The organism is Polaribacter sejongensis, from assembly GCF_038024065.1.
In the GTDB taxonomy this organism is placed as follows: domain Bacteria; phylum Bacteroidota; class Bacteroidia; order Flavobacteriales; family Flavobacteriaceae; genus Polaribacter; species Polaribacter sejongensis.
Map to the genome: position 1 here is coordinate 943,262 of NZ_CP150667.1, position 15,783 is coordinate 959,044.

Annotated in this window: 8 protein-coding genes; 2 read left to right on the forward strand and 6 right to left on the reverse strand. The window is 30.4% G+C overall.

The window, feature by feature from the left end:
* Positions 1-2: 2 nt before the first annotated feature.
* The 6 genes from WHD08_RS03735 to WHD08_RS03760 form a co-directional block, all read right to left on the reverse strand.
* Positions 3-920, reverse strand: a complete 918-nt coding sequence (locus WHD08_RS03735; RefSeq protein WP_208889173.1) for a hypothetical protein — start codon at positions 918-920, stop codon at positions 3-5.
* A 64-nt stretch (positions 921-984) separates the two neighbouring features.
* Entirely contained in the window at positions 985-9,732 is an 8,748-nt protein-coding gene (locus tag WHD08_RS03740; protein WP_244183255.1) for a LamG-like jellyroll fold domain-containing protein, read from the reverse strand.
* Between the two features lie 11 nt (positions 9,733-9,743).
* Positions 9,744-10,628, reverse strand: a complete 885-nt coding sequence (locus WHD08_RS03745) for a tail fiber protein (RefSeq protein WP_208889172.1) — start codon at positions 10,626-10,628, stop codon at positions 9,744-9,746.
* A 76-nt stretch (positions 10,629-10,704) separates the two neighbouring features.
* On the reverse strand, positions 10,705-11,151 hold the full coding sequence (locus WHD08_RS03750; protein WP_208889171.1) for a hypothetical protein: 447 nt from the start codon (positions 11,149-11,151) through the stop codon (positions 10,705-10,707).
* A gap of 126 nt (positions 11,152-11,277) precedes the next feature.
* Entirely contained in the window at positions 11,278-11,925 is a 648-nt protein-coding gene (locus tag WHD08_RS03755; RefSeq protein ID WP_208889170.1) for a response regulator, read from the reverse strand.
* Complete coding sequence (locus WHD08_RS03760) at positions 11,922-13,940, reverse strand: tetratricopeptide repeat-containing sensor histidine kinase (RefSeq protein WP_208889169.1); 2,019 nt, start codon at positions 13,938-13,940, stop codon at positions 11,922-11,924. Before WHD08_RS03760 ends, WHD08_RS03755 begins: the two co-directional genes overlap by 4 nt.
* 200 nt (positions 13,941-14,140) lie before the next feature.
* On the opposite strand from WHD08_RS03760, the gene WHD08_RS03765 reads away from it, so the two are divergent.
* A complete protein-coding gene (locus tag WHD08_RS03765; protein WP_208889168.1) occupies positions 14,141-15,142 on the forward strand; it encodes a YHYH protein in 1,002 nt (333 codons plus the stop codon).
* A gap of 4 nt (positions 15,143-15,146) precedes the next feature.
* The gene (locus WHD08_RS03770) at positions 15,147-15,764 is read left to right on the forward strand and encodes a hypothetical protein (protein ID WP_208889167.1); all 618 of its coding nucleotides are present in this window, start codon (positions 15,147-15,149) and stop codon (positions 15,762-15,764) included.
* Positions 15,765-15,783: the final 19 nt, after the last annotated feature.

Here is a 15,783-nt window from a genome sequence, read left to right on the forward strand (position 1 = left end):
AATTATTCTTTTAAATTGATGATAATTTCTTTAACATTTCCGCCTACTTTAATCGTATAAACACCTGTTTCTAGATTGCTAAAAGTTGTTTCTCCATTATTTATGTTTTGAGTAGCATACGCAATGCCTGCTTTACTTAAAACCACCTCTTCATTATTTTTAGTAAAAAGTACCTTAATAGCGCCTCCTTTATAACAAACGGCATCTTTCTTATAAAATAGTGCAGTACCTAAACTAGAATTAACAGTAACCAACCATTGTTTTAAAACTGATTGATCTGCAGAAAGTACTTGAAACTCTACTGGATAACTATAATCCATTAAATTATTACCAGACACTATATTTTCAGTTCCTATAAATAATTTTGAATTTGTAGAGAGCTCAAATAAAGCACTTAGAGACGTAATATCAATTTTGTTATCTAAATCAATCGAAATTTTATTTCCAGAAATTGACAGATCATTAGCTATTACATCCTTAAATTTAAAATCTATTATTTCAGCACTTGAACTCAATGCAGGACTAGCCAGACTATATGCTTGAAATAGATTTCCATAATGTTCATTAATTTCAAACTTTTCTTTTTTTATAACATTTTTAACGGTATTATTTGCCGAGTCATAAATTTTAAAATTTATAACTTCTTCATTCGCATTAGAAAAAACAGTTAAATAGGCATAATACCGATTTTTACTAGCTACATAAATTAGATTTGTAACACCTCTACATTCTCCGTTTACAAAGGCAGCAACTTTATCATTTGTATTTGCCAAATCTGCTCCATCAATATTTACAAATGTTACAAAAGACATCGTATATTCAAAATTATTCTCATTAACAAACCAACTATCTGGTGATTGCCCAAATATATTGACACTTAAAAAAAACAATAGAATAGAACTATATATATAATTTTTCATTTTTATCCTTTTTTTAAAGTAGTGCTTAAACATTTACATATTTAAGCACTACATTGGTTTAATACTATTTTTTAATAATTTTAATAATCATTTTTTTCTCTTTCATATTAACATGCAATAAATAAGTACCTAGGGCAACCTTAGGTGAAATGTTTATCCTATTTATCCCCAATAACATTTGTTTTTCTTGAGAAAAAACTAATTGTCCAGACACATTAAACAATTGAATTAATGCTTTTTGACTTGTTAAAGCATTAACACTAATTGTGAGGTCATTTAAAAATGGATTAGGAAAAACGGCTAATTCATCAGAAAACAATTCTAAAACGATTGGATCTTTTACAGTACCAAGTACATTATTACTTTTAAAGCTTATTGTATTAGTAGTTATTTTTTTATCTTGATTACTATTTACATAAAACACTAAATCATCTTCTACATCACCATAAATAGTAATAAAACTTAACTCTTTATCTTGTACAATTTGTGTTTTAGAAACACCTCTTAAAACACCCTTTGTATCATAAATAAGCACCTCATCAAATCCTTCAGGCAATCGAACAACAGCGTTCATGTTTTCTGAATATTTCATAAATGTTGCTGTAATATCTGGTTGCTCTGCCTCTAAACTTAACATAACCGATTTATTTCCAATAGATTTCGCTAAATAACTAGGATAGGTAAATGTTTGGTTTTTACTAGATCTTATCATATACCCTGCTCCAGAAACTAAATAATTTAAAGTTCCGTTCCAACCATTTATTGGATCATAAATTGCAAATAAATTTTGCGATTTAATTACATCTCCTTCAACGGCATCAAAATAAGCCAATGCTTCATTGGTTAATTGATTTCCTTTAAAAGGATAAGGTAACCAGTTCCAATTTTCTTTCATTGGAAAACTCCAATTTGAAATATTAACAGGCATTCCTTTTATATTTAATGATTGTTGATTCGCAAACCTAACTTTATACATTTTAGTCGTAGAAAAGCCTCCATTTGCACTTATGCTTCCAGACCAAGTGCTATTTGAAGCCACTGAATTGTCTTTATAATACGTTTCTAATTCTGATGGTGAATGGCTAAGCATTCTATCATCTGTTTCTAAACTTAAACCTTGCGTTAAGGCATTAAGGTTCGTAAAATTTGAATCATCTACGTTTAAAGAAACCCAAGTCCAACCTTTATTTAGATTTATTTGCTGAACTAGAATATCAGAATTTTCAAAAATTAAGGGCTTGCTTAAACTCCCTAGTACTTCATTTTCTTTAAAAAGTATGGTTGAGCTTCCATCAATTTCGGCTTCAATAATTTTACCTTGTGATGCGTCCCAAATACTAAATTTAATAGCTTCTCCATAAATTACATTGCTGTACACAGTTATGTAAACAAAATATTCTTTAAAAGCTTCGTTATAAACCAAAGTTCCAGAACCTCTAACTTCACCATCAATAAAAGCACCTACAATATCATATGAATCTTCTGAAAGTTTACCGTCAATTTTAACTTTACCAACAATATTTAAACTATAATTAAAATCATTTGGATCAGTGTCCCAATTTGGCTCTTCTGCCAAGACTCTTAAATCAATTTGCATTTTCTCATCAAAACCAAAATCAGTTTGTAAGTATAAATTCTCTAAATACTCACCCGGAGTTAACTCCTTATCAATTGTAGCTATAATAATAATTTTGCTATCAGGTTGTAAAGTTCCTGATGATTTACTTAATTTTAACCAACTTGGTATATTTGTAATATTATAAGGTTGTCCTTTACCTCCTTTGTTTATTAATGTAATTTCAAAAGATTTCTCTTCTCCACTATTTTTTTCAATAGCAACAACTTCATTATAACCATCAGCAAACCAACTAACCTCATTACGTTTCACATAAGCGGTCCAAGTAATTGGAGATTGTTGCATATTATTTGCATCATCAAACATTCTATGAACTGTAATATCTACTATTTGTCCTTCCAATGAAGCCCAATCTGTAACAACAGGTTCTAAAATCATTTCATCCTCATTGATCACATGATTTACCTGAAATTTAATTAATTCTCTTTCTGGCTTTATGGCAGGTACATCATCTGAATAAGTTACTTCTCCACTACTTAAAATTGCATTATTTGAAATTACTGATTGATTACTATATGCGTGATAATATCTTGGCCCGTTACCATTTTCAGGATCTGGAGTATTCATTCTTGCGTATAATACCAAACCAATACTTTCAACATTAACTTCATTAAATCGATCTCTACTTATTTGTTCAACATTACGTAGTGTATTCCATAATCTAAACTCGTCTATTTTACCCGTAAATGTATTATCTGTAGTTTCATTCCCAGCTAAATCCGCAACACCTCTTGCTCCAAGCCAAATTTTATTTCCAGAGAAACCTCCAATATCAGTCATTAAATTTGAAGTAACTGGCACTGCATCTACATAGGTTCTTAACGAACCATTTCTATTGAATAATAAGGTTATGTGATGCCAATTATTATCTGCTACAGAATTATTTGTTAATGTATATGAATTTCCTTCACTCTCAAATGTTAACACTCCTGAATTGGTCATGTTAATAGCCCATTTATTTGCACGCCCATTAGTTTGTACAATATCTGAACCATCTCCTTTACCATTTGAAAATAGTGTTGCTTTTTGACCGTTAGCTGTTTTTACCCAAAATGAAATAGTTGCATCCATTTCATTCGTTAACTGAACAAAATCTACATTATCCAATGCTAAATATTGACCACCTTTAAATTCATAAGATGTTCCTTTGGGTTTTATATCCCAATCAGCATTTACAATGGCATGTTTAAACCTTGCCAAATCTTTAGCAAGCGCTCCTCTACCATCATCCATTGGCCAATACCCAATTAAACTGGCTTCATTTCCAATTAATTTATCATACATTTTAGCGTATGCATTTTCTAAAGTAATGGTTTTGTTCCACAAACGAAGTTCATGTATATTTCCAATAAAAGTGTTACCTCCTATTATCAATGAGTTATTGTTTGTAAAATCTACATTGGCAGTCCCTGAATTACCTCCAATTTCTGCATCGTCCTGATAAATACTAATTTCGCCTGTACTGTTTTTGTGCGTAAATGTATAATGATGATACAATCCATCATTAGCAATACCTGCTTGAGCAGTAATACCTCCTAATGAAAAGATAATTTCGTCATTGTTTAAACTAATAGTTAAACCTCCATCTTGTTTTATAATATCAGCAGTTCCAGAAACTGTACTGTTATTCATCCAAAACTCCAAGGTTAAATCTCCTGAAGTAATTTTTGGTTTATTTATTACAGCAGTATTTTCTGTACCTTCAAAATGTAGCGATACACTATGATTGATTGGCAACTGATTTGTTTGTCCTTTTATCTCAAGGTTACTTACTGCTGAATTATAAAATATGTTTTCATTAAAACTAACTCTTAAATCTTCGCCTACTCCCAAAATTCCATCTATAGGTAATGGTGTTCCAAATTTTTGAGGTGCGTGCAAATCAACTCTACCTGTAATAACCTCTGAAATATATTCAGTATCATTGGTACAAGTACTTCTGGCTCTAATTTCATAGTTTCCATCCTGAATTTGCAATTCAACAATATCTAAAGCATACGACAACTCTGGACTATCAATTAACGAAATTTCAGATTCAGCATTTAAAACAGCCGCATCATAAAATTCTTCGTTTCCATAATAAGTATGTAACCGTACCCAATTAGGTGATGTTGCCAAACGGTATTCTAAATCTATTTTCTGAAAACTCTCAAAAGCGGTATTAAAACCTGTCATATTTACCATTAATGGTTTTGTTGAACCATCTAGGTTATATGCTTCTTCTATATTGTACGTCCAATTATTTAATGGTGCACTTACAGTAACCTCAGAACACGATGGAATAAAATGGGCAGAAACCTCAACCTCTGAATACACATTTACTGGATCACAACTTGATGCCATATACACTACAATATTCTCATAATCATAAACATCAGATATTGACTTACCTAACGTTAATGTATAATAAACAGGCTCACCATTCGGCACATATACACTTTGTCCATTTGCTGGAATATTTATTAAGGCATTATTTGGGTTTGAAGTATTATCTACTACCAAATCAAAATAATTGTAATTAGGATTGGTACTAACTATATCACTTAAGTTTTCTAATTTTAAGGTAAACTCCGCATTGCTACCTTCAGGAATATTACTTAAATCACTAGGCCCTTCAATAGTTAATTGTATGTTTTCAACTCTTTGGGTTGCAAAACTTAATTGTGCTTTTTCCACATCTGGACAACAATCTACATCTTTAGAAAAATTCAACTCTAGCAATTCTTTTTCAGCGATTAAAGCTGTTCTTTCCCACCCTAAAATAATACTATTTAATAAGAGATATGCCTCGTTAAGTTCTATTGCATTGGCATTTATTCTACTTTCCACATCAAAATAAGCATTAAAGAAAGCCACAAATTTATCTTCTGTAAAAAAAACAGATTCTTCCGGGCCTTCATACGGACAAGAAGTTCTACCTCCTTGCGTTATAAAAACTGGACCATTTCCATCAAAAGTATTTACAACATCAATACTTAATAAGTTGGCTGGATCATTATCTTTTAAAGTATAACTAATATTCGTAGTAGTTTGCTCCTCTTCAGATAAATTTGTTTCGATATCTTGTTGAAAGATAGCTGTAGTGGTAGACACTAACCCCAGTCCATTTATATTTCCTCCTAAAATTAATTTAAGTTCTTCATTAATTGTTAATTGATATTCTGTTGCTGTTTTTGAAATAATACTCGTCTCAACACTTCTGGTAAATTCACCTACACCAGCATCAAACGAAATATTATCATCAAAATTATTATTTAGCAGCTCTGTTATTTTATTAGATTCATTTAGCTTGTTTCTTAATAGCAATTCACCCACCGGATCATTGCTATTGTTAATAGCTGTTGTAATTTCAGAATTAAAATTAGAAATAACATTAGTTAAAGTAGTTTTATATTTTGCTCGTTCATTTTTAGCTAAAAACTTACTTTTTTCATTATCTAAAATCACTTTTTTCCACAATCTAATTTGCTCCTTATATGCTTCAACAGTTAAAGTACCATCAACATTCTCTGTTAACAACCCATTTTCAATATTAGAAATAAATAATTCATACTCTGGTATTAAGGTTGTTAAAATATGCTTTTGAGAAAAAGTGAAAAAGGTTTCAGAAGGTTCTTCTACAAAATACACTGCTTTTTGTTTGCTCACAAAAATACTTTCCCCAAGTGTATTCACCAATTCAAAAGAATTAGAATTTCCTATTGGGGCAGTTGATGCCTGTATATCATCAAACGAACCATACAGTTGATTTTTAGAGTTACCAATATATAAATCTCCTTCTGACCCAACATAATCTGTTTCGCTGCTTGTAGAGATGGTTTGATTAAACGTATAGGTTTTTGTTAAACTACTCCCATCTTTAGATGAATTAGAAATTCCAATTGTTCCGTCAATAGTATTTTCATTTTCAACCTTAATTACTGGACCTGCCAATCCTCCTCCTGCTTCAAAAACAACACCTAACAGCGCTTTTACATTAACACTACCACCTTCATTATGGGTAAATGAACTTTCTGTAGTAAATGTAATACTTGTTCCTTTTTCAATAGAAGAAAAACTACCTGACCCAGGTGGATCTCTTAGAATAATGTCTGGTATATCTGGTGCGGCTGTTACAAATGTTTGTGTACCATCTGATTGCCCTCCTAAAATAATTCCAGTATCCTTATAATTTTCAACATTATAATCTGTACCATTTATTCTATATTTTAAGGTACTTATTAATGTAAATGGAGTAAATATAGCTGGAATACCACCTTTAAATGAATATGTTAAAACACTTCCATCTTCAGGATTTACCTCAATAGTTTCAGAATCTTTTAAGGCTAAATTATTATTTGCGAGTAATTCACCATCAATTACGGGTACCAAATCTTCAACTTCACCATCATCATAATTTGTGTAGCGCTCAAACCTGTTTAAAACAACTTTATATGGAGCAAATTGAGAATATACTGGGTATTCAAAACCTTCAGTATTTATATCAATTCCATCTATATTTACACTTACATCAGATGTTTGTTCAATAACCTTTAAAACAGGTGTAGAACGATATGTGAAACTTTTCACATAATGATAAGATTTCCCTTCTCCAATTAAAATACTTCCATCTTCAAACTCAAATTCAGGAATAATTGAATCCACTGCTTTTGAAACATTCACAATTTCGGTTGTACCAGGTTCTAATATTGAAATTGGAGTAGCAACTGCACTTGGAATACTTATATTATTAGCCAGTAACTCATAATTTAAAGGTAACAACGAAACTCTATATTCACCAGATTCACTATTTGTTTTAAAATTAAACCTAGTGTAATCTGTAACCGCTGAACCTCCTGGTTTATAACCTAATGTAATATCTGCTACACCAATATTGTTTTTTGAGCTAATGGTTACTGTGGTTGCATCTCCATTTGTATCTGTTATCGATTTTTCAAACAGTCCATCTTCACCAAAACCAATTACTTTTTCTGCCTGAACGGGCCCTCCAACAACTCTACCTACAAGCGTAACTTTTGTTTCATCAATAAAAACTACTTGTTCATTAGCGTCTTCAAAAAACTCTTTAAACGTTCCTGTTAATGCTGGAAACCTACTATTATATGTAAATACATGCCCTGGTTTTTCTAACGTAATATAATGGTTTCCTATAGGAACACTTACTTCAAAATTACCTTCTACATCAGAAACCACCGGAATGTTATTTTCATCTAGCACAATGTTTCCATCTACATAAACATTTACACCTTCTGAGAAAACTTTGGCATAGCGTTCTAAATAATCGTCTGTATCATCATTTGGAGTATCATTGTTATTATACCAATAATCTCCCTTTGAAAATTTCTCTCCATTTTTTTCGTAATAATTGTAGCCTTCATCTAAAATACCTGGTCCAGAAACATATTCATCACCATCCGTTAAATTATTAAAAACAGGCGTTGAAGAAGTACCACTATTTACCTCTACAAAAGATTTAAAAACATCTCTTGAATCAAATAATACTTTCCCTTTAAAACTAAATGAAGAAATATCTATAAAATCAATTTTATTTACAACTTCAGAACCTTGACCTAGAAATACCAATTGCTGGTTTGGTTCAAATTGATGTACACCATACAGTGGTGTTATGTTAAATGATTCTCCAGTCCCTGAATATGGAATGGCAGTTATTTCATAATTACCGTTAATATTGGTAACCCCCAAAACACCTAATTGATCCGCTGTTGGAAAATTACCTGTTCCAATTCCCCATAAAACTTTATCAGCAACAGGAGTTGTTGCTTCCCATAACATCCCATGATTTTTATTGTAGTTAAATCCGTTTCTAGATAAATCATAGGCATAAGAACCTACTTTTTCATTGGCGCTTAAATAAGAAACCAGTCTAGCATCATTTCCACTAATATAACGTGTATAATCTGTTCTAATAGTTGTTGCTGAAAGTATATCATTCCAAATTCTTATTTCATCAATAAAACTTCCTTTACCACCACCAACATAAAGGTCATCCCATGCTGTAGGGTTACCTCCTATACTTAGTGTATTTGTTTGTGTTGGAATGGATACATTAAAATAAGGTGCTGTATAATTAGGGTCTACATCCACTAATTTATCATGAACATCTACTTTATAAGCTTCATTTATCTCTCTTCCATTTATATATAATAATGGTACATTTCCATTACTCATTACAACTGAAAAATGAACAAATTGGTCATTAAAATCCGTTACAGAAATTAAAATATCATCTCCTCTAGAATTTAATTTTCCTGAAGGAAGATAATTGTGTAATTTATATTCACTACCTCCAATAGTAACAACTAAAACTTTTGAAGTCGCTAATAAATTTACAGTAACATCAATAGTATTGGTATCTAAATTTGAAAGTGAAAATAAATTAATAGGCTGGCCTGAATCATTTGTATAACTAGTTTCTGGCTTTACCCAAGCTTGTAATGTTCCAGCATCAGTAATTGGATTTGTTATATTTTCAATTTTAATAGTGCTGGTTGCTGGAACTACTAATGAACTTCCTGAAGCTACACTACTACCATCTGAACTTGCAACTACTATTACATCTTTAACTGGGTTTCCTCCTTTGTAACTTATATTTCCTGTTACAACAGCCGTTGGGTTTCTATATCCAATACCTGTAATATAAGTACTATACAAGCTTTCTATTTCGCTAACACCTTCTGCAACAACTTTATATTGATACAAAACACCACCTTCAGTATATTCATCTTCATAAGATGTTTCACTTTTAGAAACACTTGCAACAAAATCATATAAATGATCCTGATCTTCCTGTGCAGATGCGTATGCTTTATACTCTCTTTTGTATATTTTAACACTATTTATAATATTAAAATTTGATCTTAAATCCCAATTTATTAAAATTTTATCTCCAAAATATCCCTTTGAAACATCAAAAGATTCCTCTGCAAAAGTTTTATATAAATAAAGTACTCCCCAAGGAAACCGAATATCTGTTGGGTTTGTTGTACGTTCTACGCTATTTAAATTTTGACCAAGATAAGGTACCCCTACCTGTATATTATATCCTTTATTTTGAATAGCTTGTGAAACAGGCGTAATCTTAGCTCCTTCATCATTTTGCGCCCAAAGCCCTGTTACCAGAAACCATAGGCCTAACGTTATAATTATTTTTTTCATAATTATAACAGTTATAATTTAATAATATAATTTACACCGTAATTTACTGGGCGTGTCTCACTACCTCCAGAGCTTGCTGTTTCACCTGACGTAATCATGTGTTCATGAGCTCCGCTTGGTTGTAAAGTCCCTGAATTAATTACATCTACTTCATTGGAACTAGTGTCTTGACCTCCAGATGTTTCAAAACCAGTAACTTTTAAAATTCTATCATAATCACCATTTGTATGATTATGATCACCTTCTGTATCTGTTTCAAGATCTCCTGGTCCATGCTTATGTGCTTTATTTTCATCTCCTTGTGTATCCATTAAATTAGGACCATCATGATTATTTACTGGGCTTTCACCTGTTCCTCTTAAAAACATACCTTGTAAATCTGGCACATTATTACCACCTAACAAAGCTATTAAATCACCAGAACCATTAACAGTTGTTAAGGACTGTCCATTACACAATACCCACCCTGAAGGAGCAGTTGTACCAATATAAGGCATTATAGAACCTGTTGGCACTCCATTATTTGCGGAAACGGCATAAGGAACATGTTTAAATGATTCATCTGAAATTAATTGACCTGATGCCTCTATCTTTAAAAAAAGAATATGATTCGCAAAACTTGACATTGTAGTAGGATCAACATCTAAAATATAAGAAAAAACACCAAATGCATCTGTTGTAAGTGACTCACTTACACTAAACACAACTTCTTCCGCAGGGTTTTTGTAATAAATTTTAAAATTAAATGTAATGGTTTCATTAGCCATTGCTGAATTATTATCATCTCTAGCAATTCCTTGTACAGCAATACCTGAAGTTGATGCAGAAGTTTGTGCATAATTAGTTACTGAAATAAGTAACATTAAAATAGATAGAAAAAGTAATTTAGTTTTCATAAGTAGTAGTAGTTTTAAGTTTAGTAGTTTTTATTTTTATTGATTATTTAATTTTATTTAAGTACTAGTTTAATATTTAAGTTGTCATGAAAAGTTTAGTATGCGCTTCTTTAAATTTTTGTACAAGTAAATTCCAAAAATTATTTTTAGGTGTATTTATAAAACCAAATATTTTAAGGAGTATTTTAACATGCATACCGCAATAATAAATTTCATTAATTTTTATATACTGTAGCGGACGTAATATTGGCAAACCACTTACTTTTAACACAACAATAAATTGTGTTTTAACTTCTTTACTAGTGGCTGTGCTTATAATATCGTACGCAGAAAGTAGTGGTAGTTCTGCTTCAATAACAGCAACTTTTGGTTGGTACTGTATTACATACTCCAACGCCTCTATACCAGAAACGGTTTGACTTTCAATTAAACAACCTTTTTTAGTTAATTCAATTGACAAGCCAAGTACATAGTTCTTATTACTATGAGCTATAAATAAGGTATGTGAGTGCTTTCCCTGCATAAGGTGCAAGGTATACAGTTACTTTATTTTAAAAAATAAGTGTTTTTACGTGTTTATTACGTAGCGCTACGTAGTGGTAATTTGTTAATAAAAACCTGTTTTATGCTAAAAAAGGGCTAAGACAAGTTACAAATTTACTATACTAATTTTATTTCTAAAAGCCCAATTGGTTAACGAGTTAGCCTTATGCTCTAAATCTAATTTTGAAATGATATTACTTCTATGTTTTTCTATTGTTCTTACAGAAACACATAACATTTCTGCAATAGTATTTGTTGAAGTCTGATTTGAAATATGTTTTAAAATAACAATTTCTGAAGGTGATAAAAATTGTAAATTTTGAAGTCCATTAGACTCGTTTTCGAAAGTATTTTGTATGGATTCACTGAAACATTCACCCTTATTAATTACTGCTTTTATACATTTTTCTATTGCTAAAAATGAATCTTCCTTTAATAAATAGCCTTTTATTTGAATTCTTTTTGCTTGCGCTATATAGCTAACTTCTTTATGAAAGGTTTGAATAATAAATTCTGTTTCAACTTTCTTTCCTTTTGCCATTTCTACTACTTCAAAACCTGATAAGAAAGGCATATCTACATCTAAGATTGCTAAAGTTGGTTTTAATTTTAAAATTAACTCTAAAGCTTTTAAACCATTTTCTGCTTTACCAACTACATTATAACCATTGTTTGTAAGCTCTTCAAAAAGACCTTTTAATAACATCGGATGGTCATCTGCAACAACTATTGATATTTTACTTTTAGTGATCATTTGATTGGTATTACTAATTTTACAGTGGTGCTTTTACCTAAGTTAGAATCAATCGATAATTTAGAGTTTATTATTATAGAACGTTCTAAAATTGTTTTCATTCCTAAACTCTTGCTTTCTACTTTTGCTTTTAAAGGCTCAAAACCTTTTCCATTATCTTTTACTACCATTTTTATGGTGTTAGCATTCTTTTCAATCGTTACAAAAACCGTTGTAGCTTCTGCGTGTTTTACAATATTATTTAATGTTTCTTGTAAAATTCTATAAACATGTAGATTAGACTCTTTATCCAAAGCACCATCAATACCATTAATATCATTGGTAAAAAACAAATTGGTATGCTTATCTACTTCATTAATTAAAGTGGTAATTGCTGAAGTTATTCCTAGCTGCTCTATTATTGAAGGATGTAAATTTTTAGAAATACTTCTTAATTCTTCCAAAGTACTATTGGCTAAAATGCTTATTTCATCTAAATTATGTAATTTTATTTTTTTGCTTAACAGCATCATTTTTTGACCAACACTATCATGTAATTCTCTTGCCAATCGTATACTCTCATCTTCTTTAATTTGTATTAAATCTTGTGAAAATTTTTGCTGTAATTTTTGTCTTTTAGAAGCTGTATTTCTTGATCGTATTAACAAAATAAAAGCAAATAACCCTATTAAGCCTATTGATGTAAAAATTATCCATTGATTTTTAACTTTATTTTTAGCATTTAATACCTCTATATTTTCTCCTTGTTCTATAATTTTAAAATCTCTTTTATCAGTTTCGTAAAGTGTTTGATAATATATTAGGTTTTTAACTTTTTGGCTACTTTTTATAGAATCATTAAGTGAAAGATGATTTTTTAAATGAATTAAAGAGTTTTTAGAGTCTCCTAACTTTTCATAAATTTCAGCAACTAATTTTTCTAAACGTACAATCTCTGAAGGATCTTTTCGTTTAATTTTCATACTCAATAAATCGTTACCTAGTATTATTGCTTTTTTAAAATCTTTATCTACCAAAGCAATAGTCATTAAAGCTTCTTTATAGAGTTCTTCATTTTTTCCTTTTGTTATTGCTTCAGAATCCTTTTCAGCTTCTTTTAAATATTTTTTAGATAATTGAGTATTGTTATTTTTAGCATACGCAATAGCCAGTGTGCTTAAAATAGCTGGTCCTGAAAGATCCATAGTAGATTTATTATTAAACTCTAATGCTTTCAATAAATTATCAATTCTTTTATTTTGGTTTCCCAACTCACTGTAAACTACTGAAGCATTATAATAAGAATTTGCTAATTGTTCATAATTTTTAGTAATTTCTAAAAGTAATATTGCATCATCTCGAACACTTTTAGCTTCTTTATAAAAACCATTTTTACTATACAATCTAGATAATGAATTTTTAGAGCTTATAATATTAAAAGTATCTTTAACTTTCACGAAGTAATTATAAGCAGTATTATAGTTTTGAGAAGCTTCTACAAACATTCCTAAAGATTCGCGAGTTTCCCCAATATATAAATTCACAAAACCTAAAAGCCTATCTTCTTTCGCTTTTATGGCATATTTTTCAGCTATTTCATAGATTTCAATAGCTTTGTTTTGTTGTTTATTAAAAAAATAACTGTCCGCACCATTTAAATACAACCTCGCTAAAGAATAGCTATTCTTTACTTGTAAATTTTTATCTAAAAACTGAATAAATATAGCTAACCCTTCTTCTGGTTTGTTAACAATAGTATTGTTATAGTAAATTAGATCTGCGGTTCTATTTGCAGCAATACCTACAGAATCTATCTGTAGCGCAAATGCAATTGTTGCTTTTACAATGGAATCGAACTTTAAACTGGGGGTATAGTTAACAGTTCTCACTAAACTATCCATATACTGTAGTTTCTTGCCGTTTTCACTCAACGCTATCTCCGCTTTTAATTTCTCAATTCTATTTAAACGTTTTGAATCTTGAGCAGTTAGTAGCGAACTAAAAAAAAATAGAATCAACAGATATAAATATTTCATATAGGTTTTAGATATGTAACAAATATATTTTTAAATTACTAGAAAGCAGCTTATTAATCAAAAACTATTAAAATAAATAAAATTGAGTAATAATTTATTTTTAATAAAAAACAAAAAATTCATCACAAGTTTTATAAATAGAAAGCATCTTAATAGATAGTCCTTTTAATTAAAAAAGGAATTATCAATCTATATTATTTATGAAATTCAACCAATTAAAAGCAGTTGCTTTAAGCTCAATTTTTATTATTTTAAACGCTTGTAGTGAAGATACAACATCCGATTTAACAACTAGCGACGCAGTAACCATATCTGTAGAAAGCAGTAATTTTATTGCAGCAGGATTAGCAACACCTATAACCATTGAAAGCAGAACATTATCTGATGGTTCTACAGCAGATTGTTATAAAATTGTAGTTACGGGTACACCTACAGATCATGAAATGGGGCCCTGGTGTCCGAGTAATATTTATGATGATGCTACTGCAGGTGGAATTTGGCTTGAAAACGGAGAAGTCTATGATGTAGACGGAGCTTTTGTTAAAAATTTAGCTACTTTTTATAATGATGACACTTGGATGTTATACAATGCTACAACCGGAGAAATTACAAAAACGACTACAGAAACAGAATGTGATGAAGCTGCAAATCCTAATGTAGGTGAAGAATATGAAAACTACTGTGTAGAATGTTTGCCTTCTTATGTAGAATACTTAACACACACCTATTACATTCCTGTTACTCCCAAAATCGCTGCAACTCCTTATGTATTTTCAACCGGACTTGATGGAGGTCCAGGTGGTCCCGGAACAGCTATAAGTACCGTACCTACTAATAGAGGACTGGCATTTAATGGTGTTGTTTTTGATGCTCCGGCACCAACAGATAATATTTTAAGTGCTTATACTTTAGCTCCTTTTGATGATGCTGGCGGACATATTAATTTAGCTGCAGGGTATCATTATCATGCCGCAACGGGACTTTCTAAAAAAATAACGCAAGCAGATAATCATGCAGCAATGATAGGGTATGCTTTAGATGGATATGGTATCTTTGAAAATACGGATGAAGACGGAAATGAAGCTACAGATTTAGATGATTCTAGAGGTCATTATGATGAAATTAGAGGCTATCATTATCATGTAGATAAAGCAGGAAACAATAATTTTATCAATGGATTAAGAGGTGAATATGCACTATAAAAAAATGATTAAAAACTTTTCTATTTTAGTGATATTTCTGGTGATGAGCAATACCTTATTTGCACATCAACCAGATTTATCTAATATCGTAATTTCTAGAACCGATAACGGACAAGTTATTTTACAAGTAAATAGTTCCTTAACGGCCTTTCAGCAGGAAGTCAATTTTGTTCATGGCGAAGGTTTTTATAAATCTCCAGAAGAATTTAGAAACTTAGTTATCGAACATTTCAATAGTCATTTTTCAATGATTATCAATAATAAAGATACCATACAATTTAAAAACCCGAAGGTATTTTTAGGACATGAGACAAAATTAGTTACAGAAATTATTGGACTTCCAGAAACCATAAATACCATTCAATTAAAAAACACCTTATTCAAAGATATTTATCACAGTCAATCTATAGTTATCTTTTTATTAGAACAATTTCCAACACAAAAATTCTCTTTAGGTATTGATAATAAATATCAAATAAATATTGCTCTTAAAGACGGGGTTTGGGATAATATCTTAGAAGAAAAAACGAATTCTAATTTTAGATATGTGGGCTATTTTGCAATTTTATTAGTAATTTTAGCAGTGTTTTTTGTGCTAAAAAGAAGAAAAACTGTAAAATAAAAATATAATAGCACTTGCT

Bases quoted from the DNA above. Each gene is read 5' to 3' on its own strand.
- WHD08_RS03735 (WP_208889173.1), bottom strand. From the start codon at position 920: ATGAAAAATTATATATATAGTTCTATTCTATTGTTTTTTTTAAGTGTC.
- WHD08_RS03740 (WP_244183255.1), bottom strand. From the start codon at position 9,732: ATGAAAAAAATAATTATAACGTTAGGCCTATGGTTTCTGGTAACAGGG.
- WHD08_RS03745 (WP_208889172.1), bottom strand. From the start codon at position 10,628: ATGAAAACTAAATTACTTTTTCTATCTATTTTAATGTTACTTATTTCA.
- WHD08_RS03750 (WP_208889171.1), bottom strand. From the start codon at position 11,151: ATGCAGGGAAAGCACTCACATACCTTATTTATAGCTCATAGTAATAAG.
- WHD08_RS03755 (WP_208889170.1), bottom strand. From the start codon at position 11,925: ATGATCACTAAAAGTAAAATATCAATAGTTGTTGCAGATGACCATCCG.
- WHD08_RS03760 (WP_208889169.1), bottom strand. From the start codon at position 13,940: ATGAAATATTTATATCTGTTGATTCTATTTTTTTTTAGTTCGCTACTA.
- WHD08_RS03765 (WP_208889168.1), top strand. From the start codon at position 14,141: ATGAAATTCAACCAATTAAAAGCAGTTGCTTTAAGCTCAATTTTTATT.
- WHD08_RS03770 (WP_208889167.1), top strand. From the start codon at position 15,147: ATGATTAAAAACTTTTCTATTTTAGTGATATTTCTGGTGATGAGCAAT.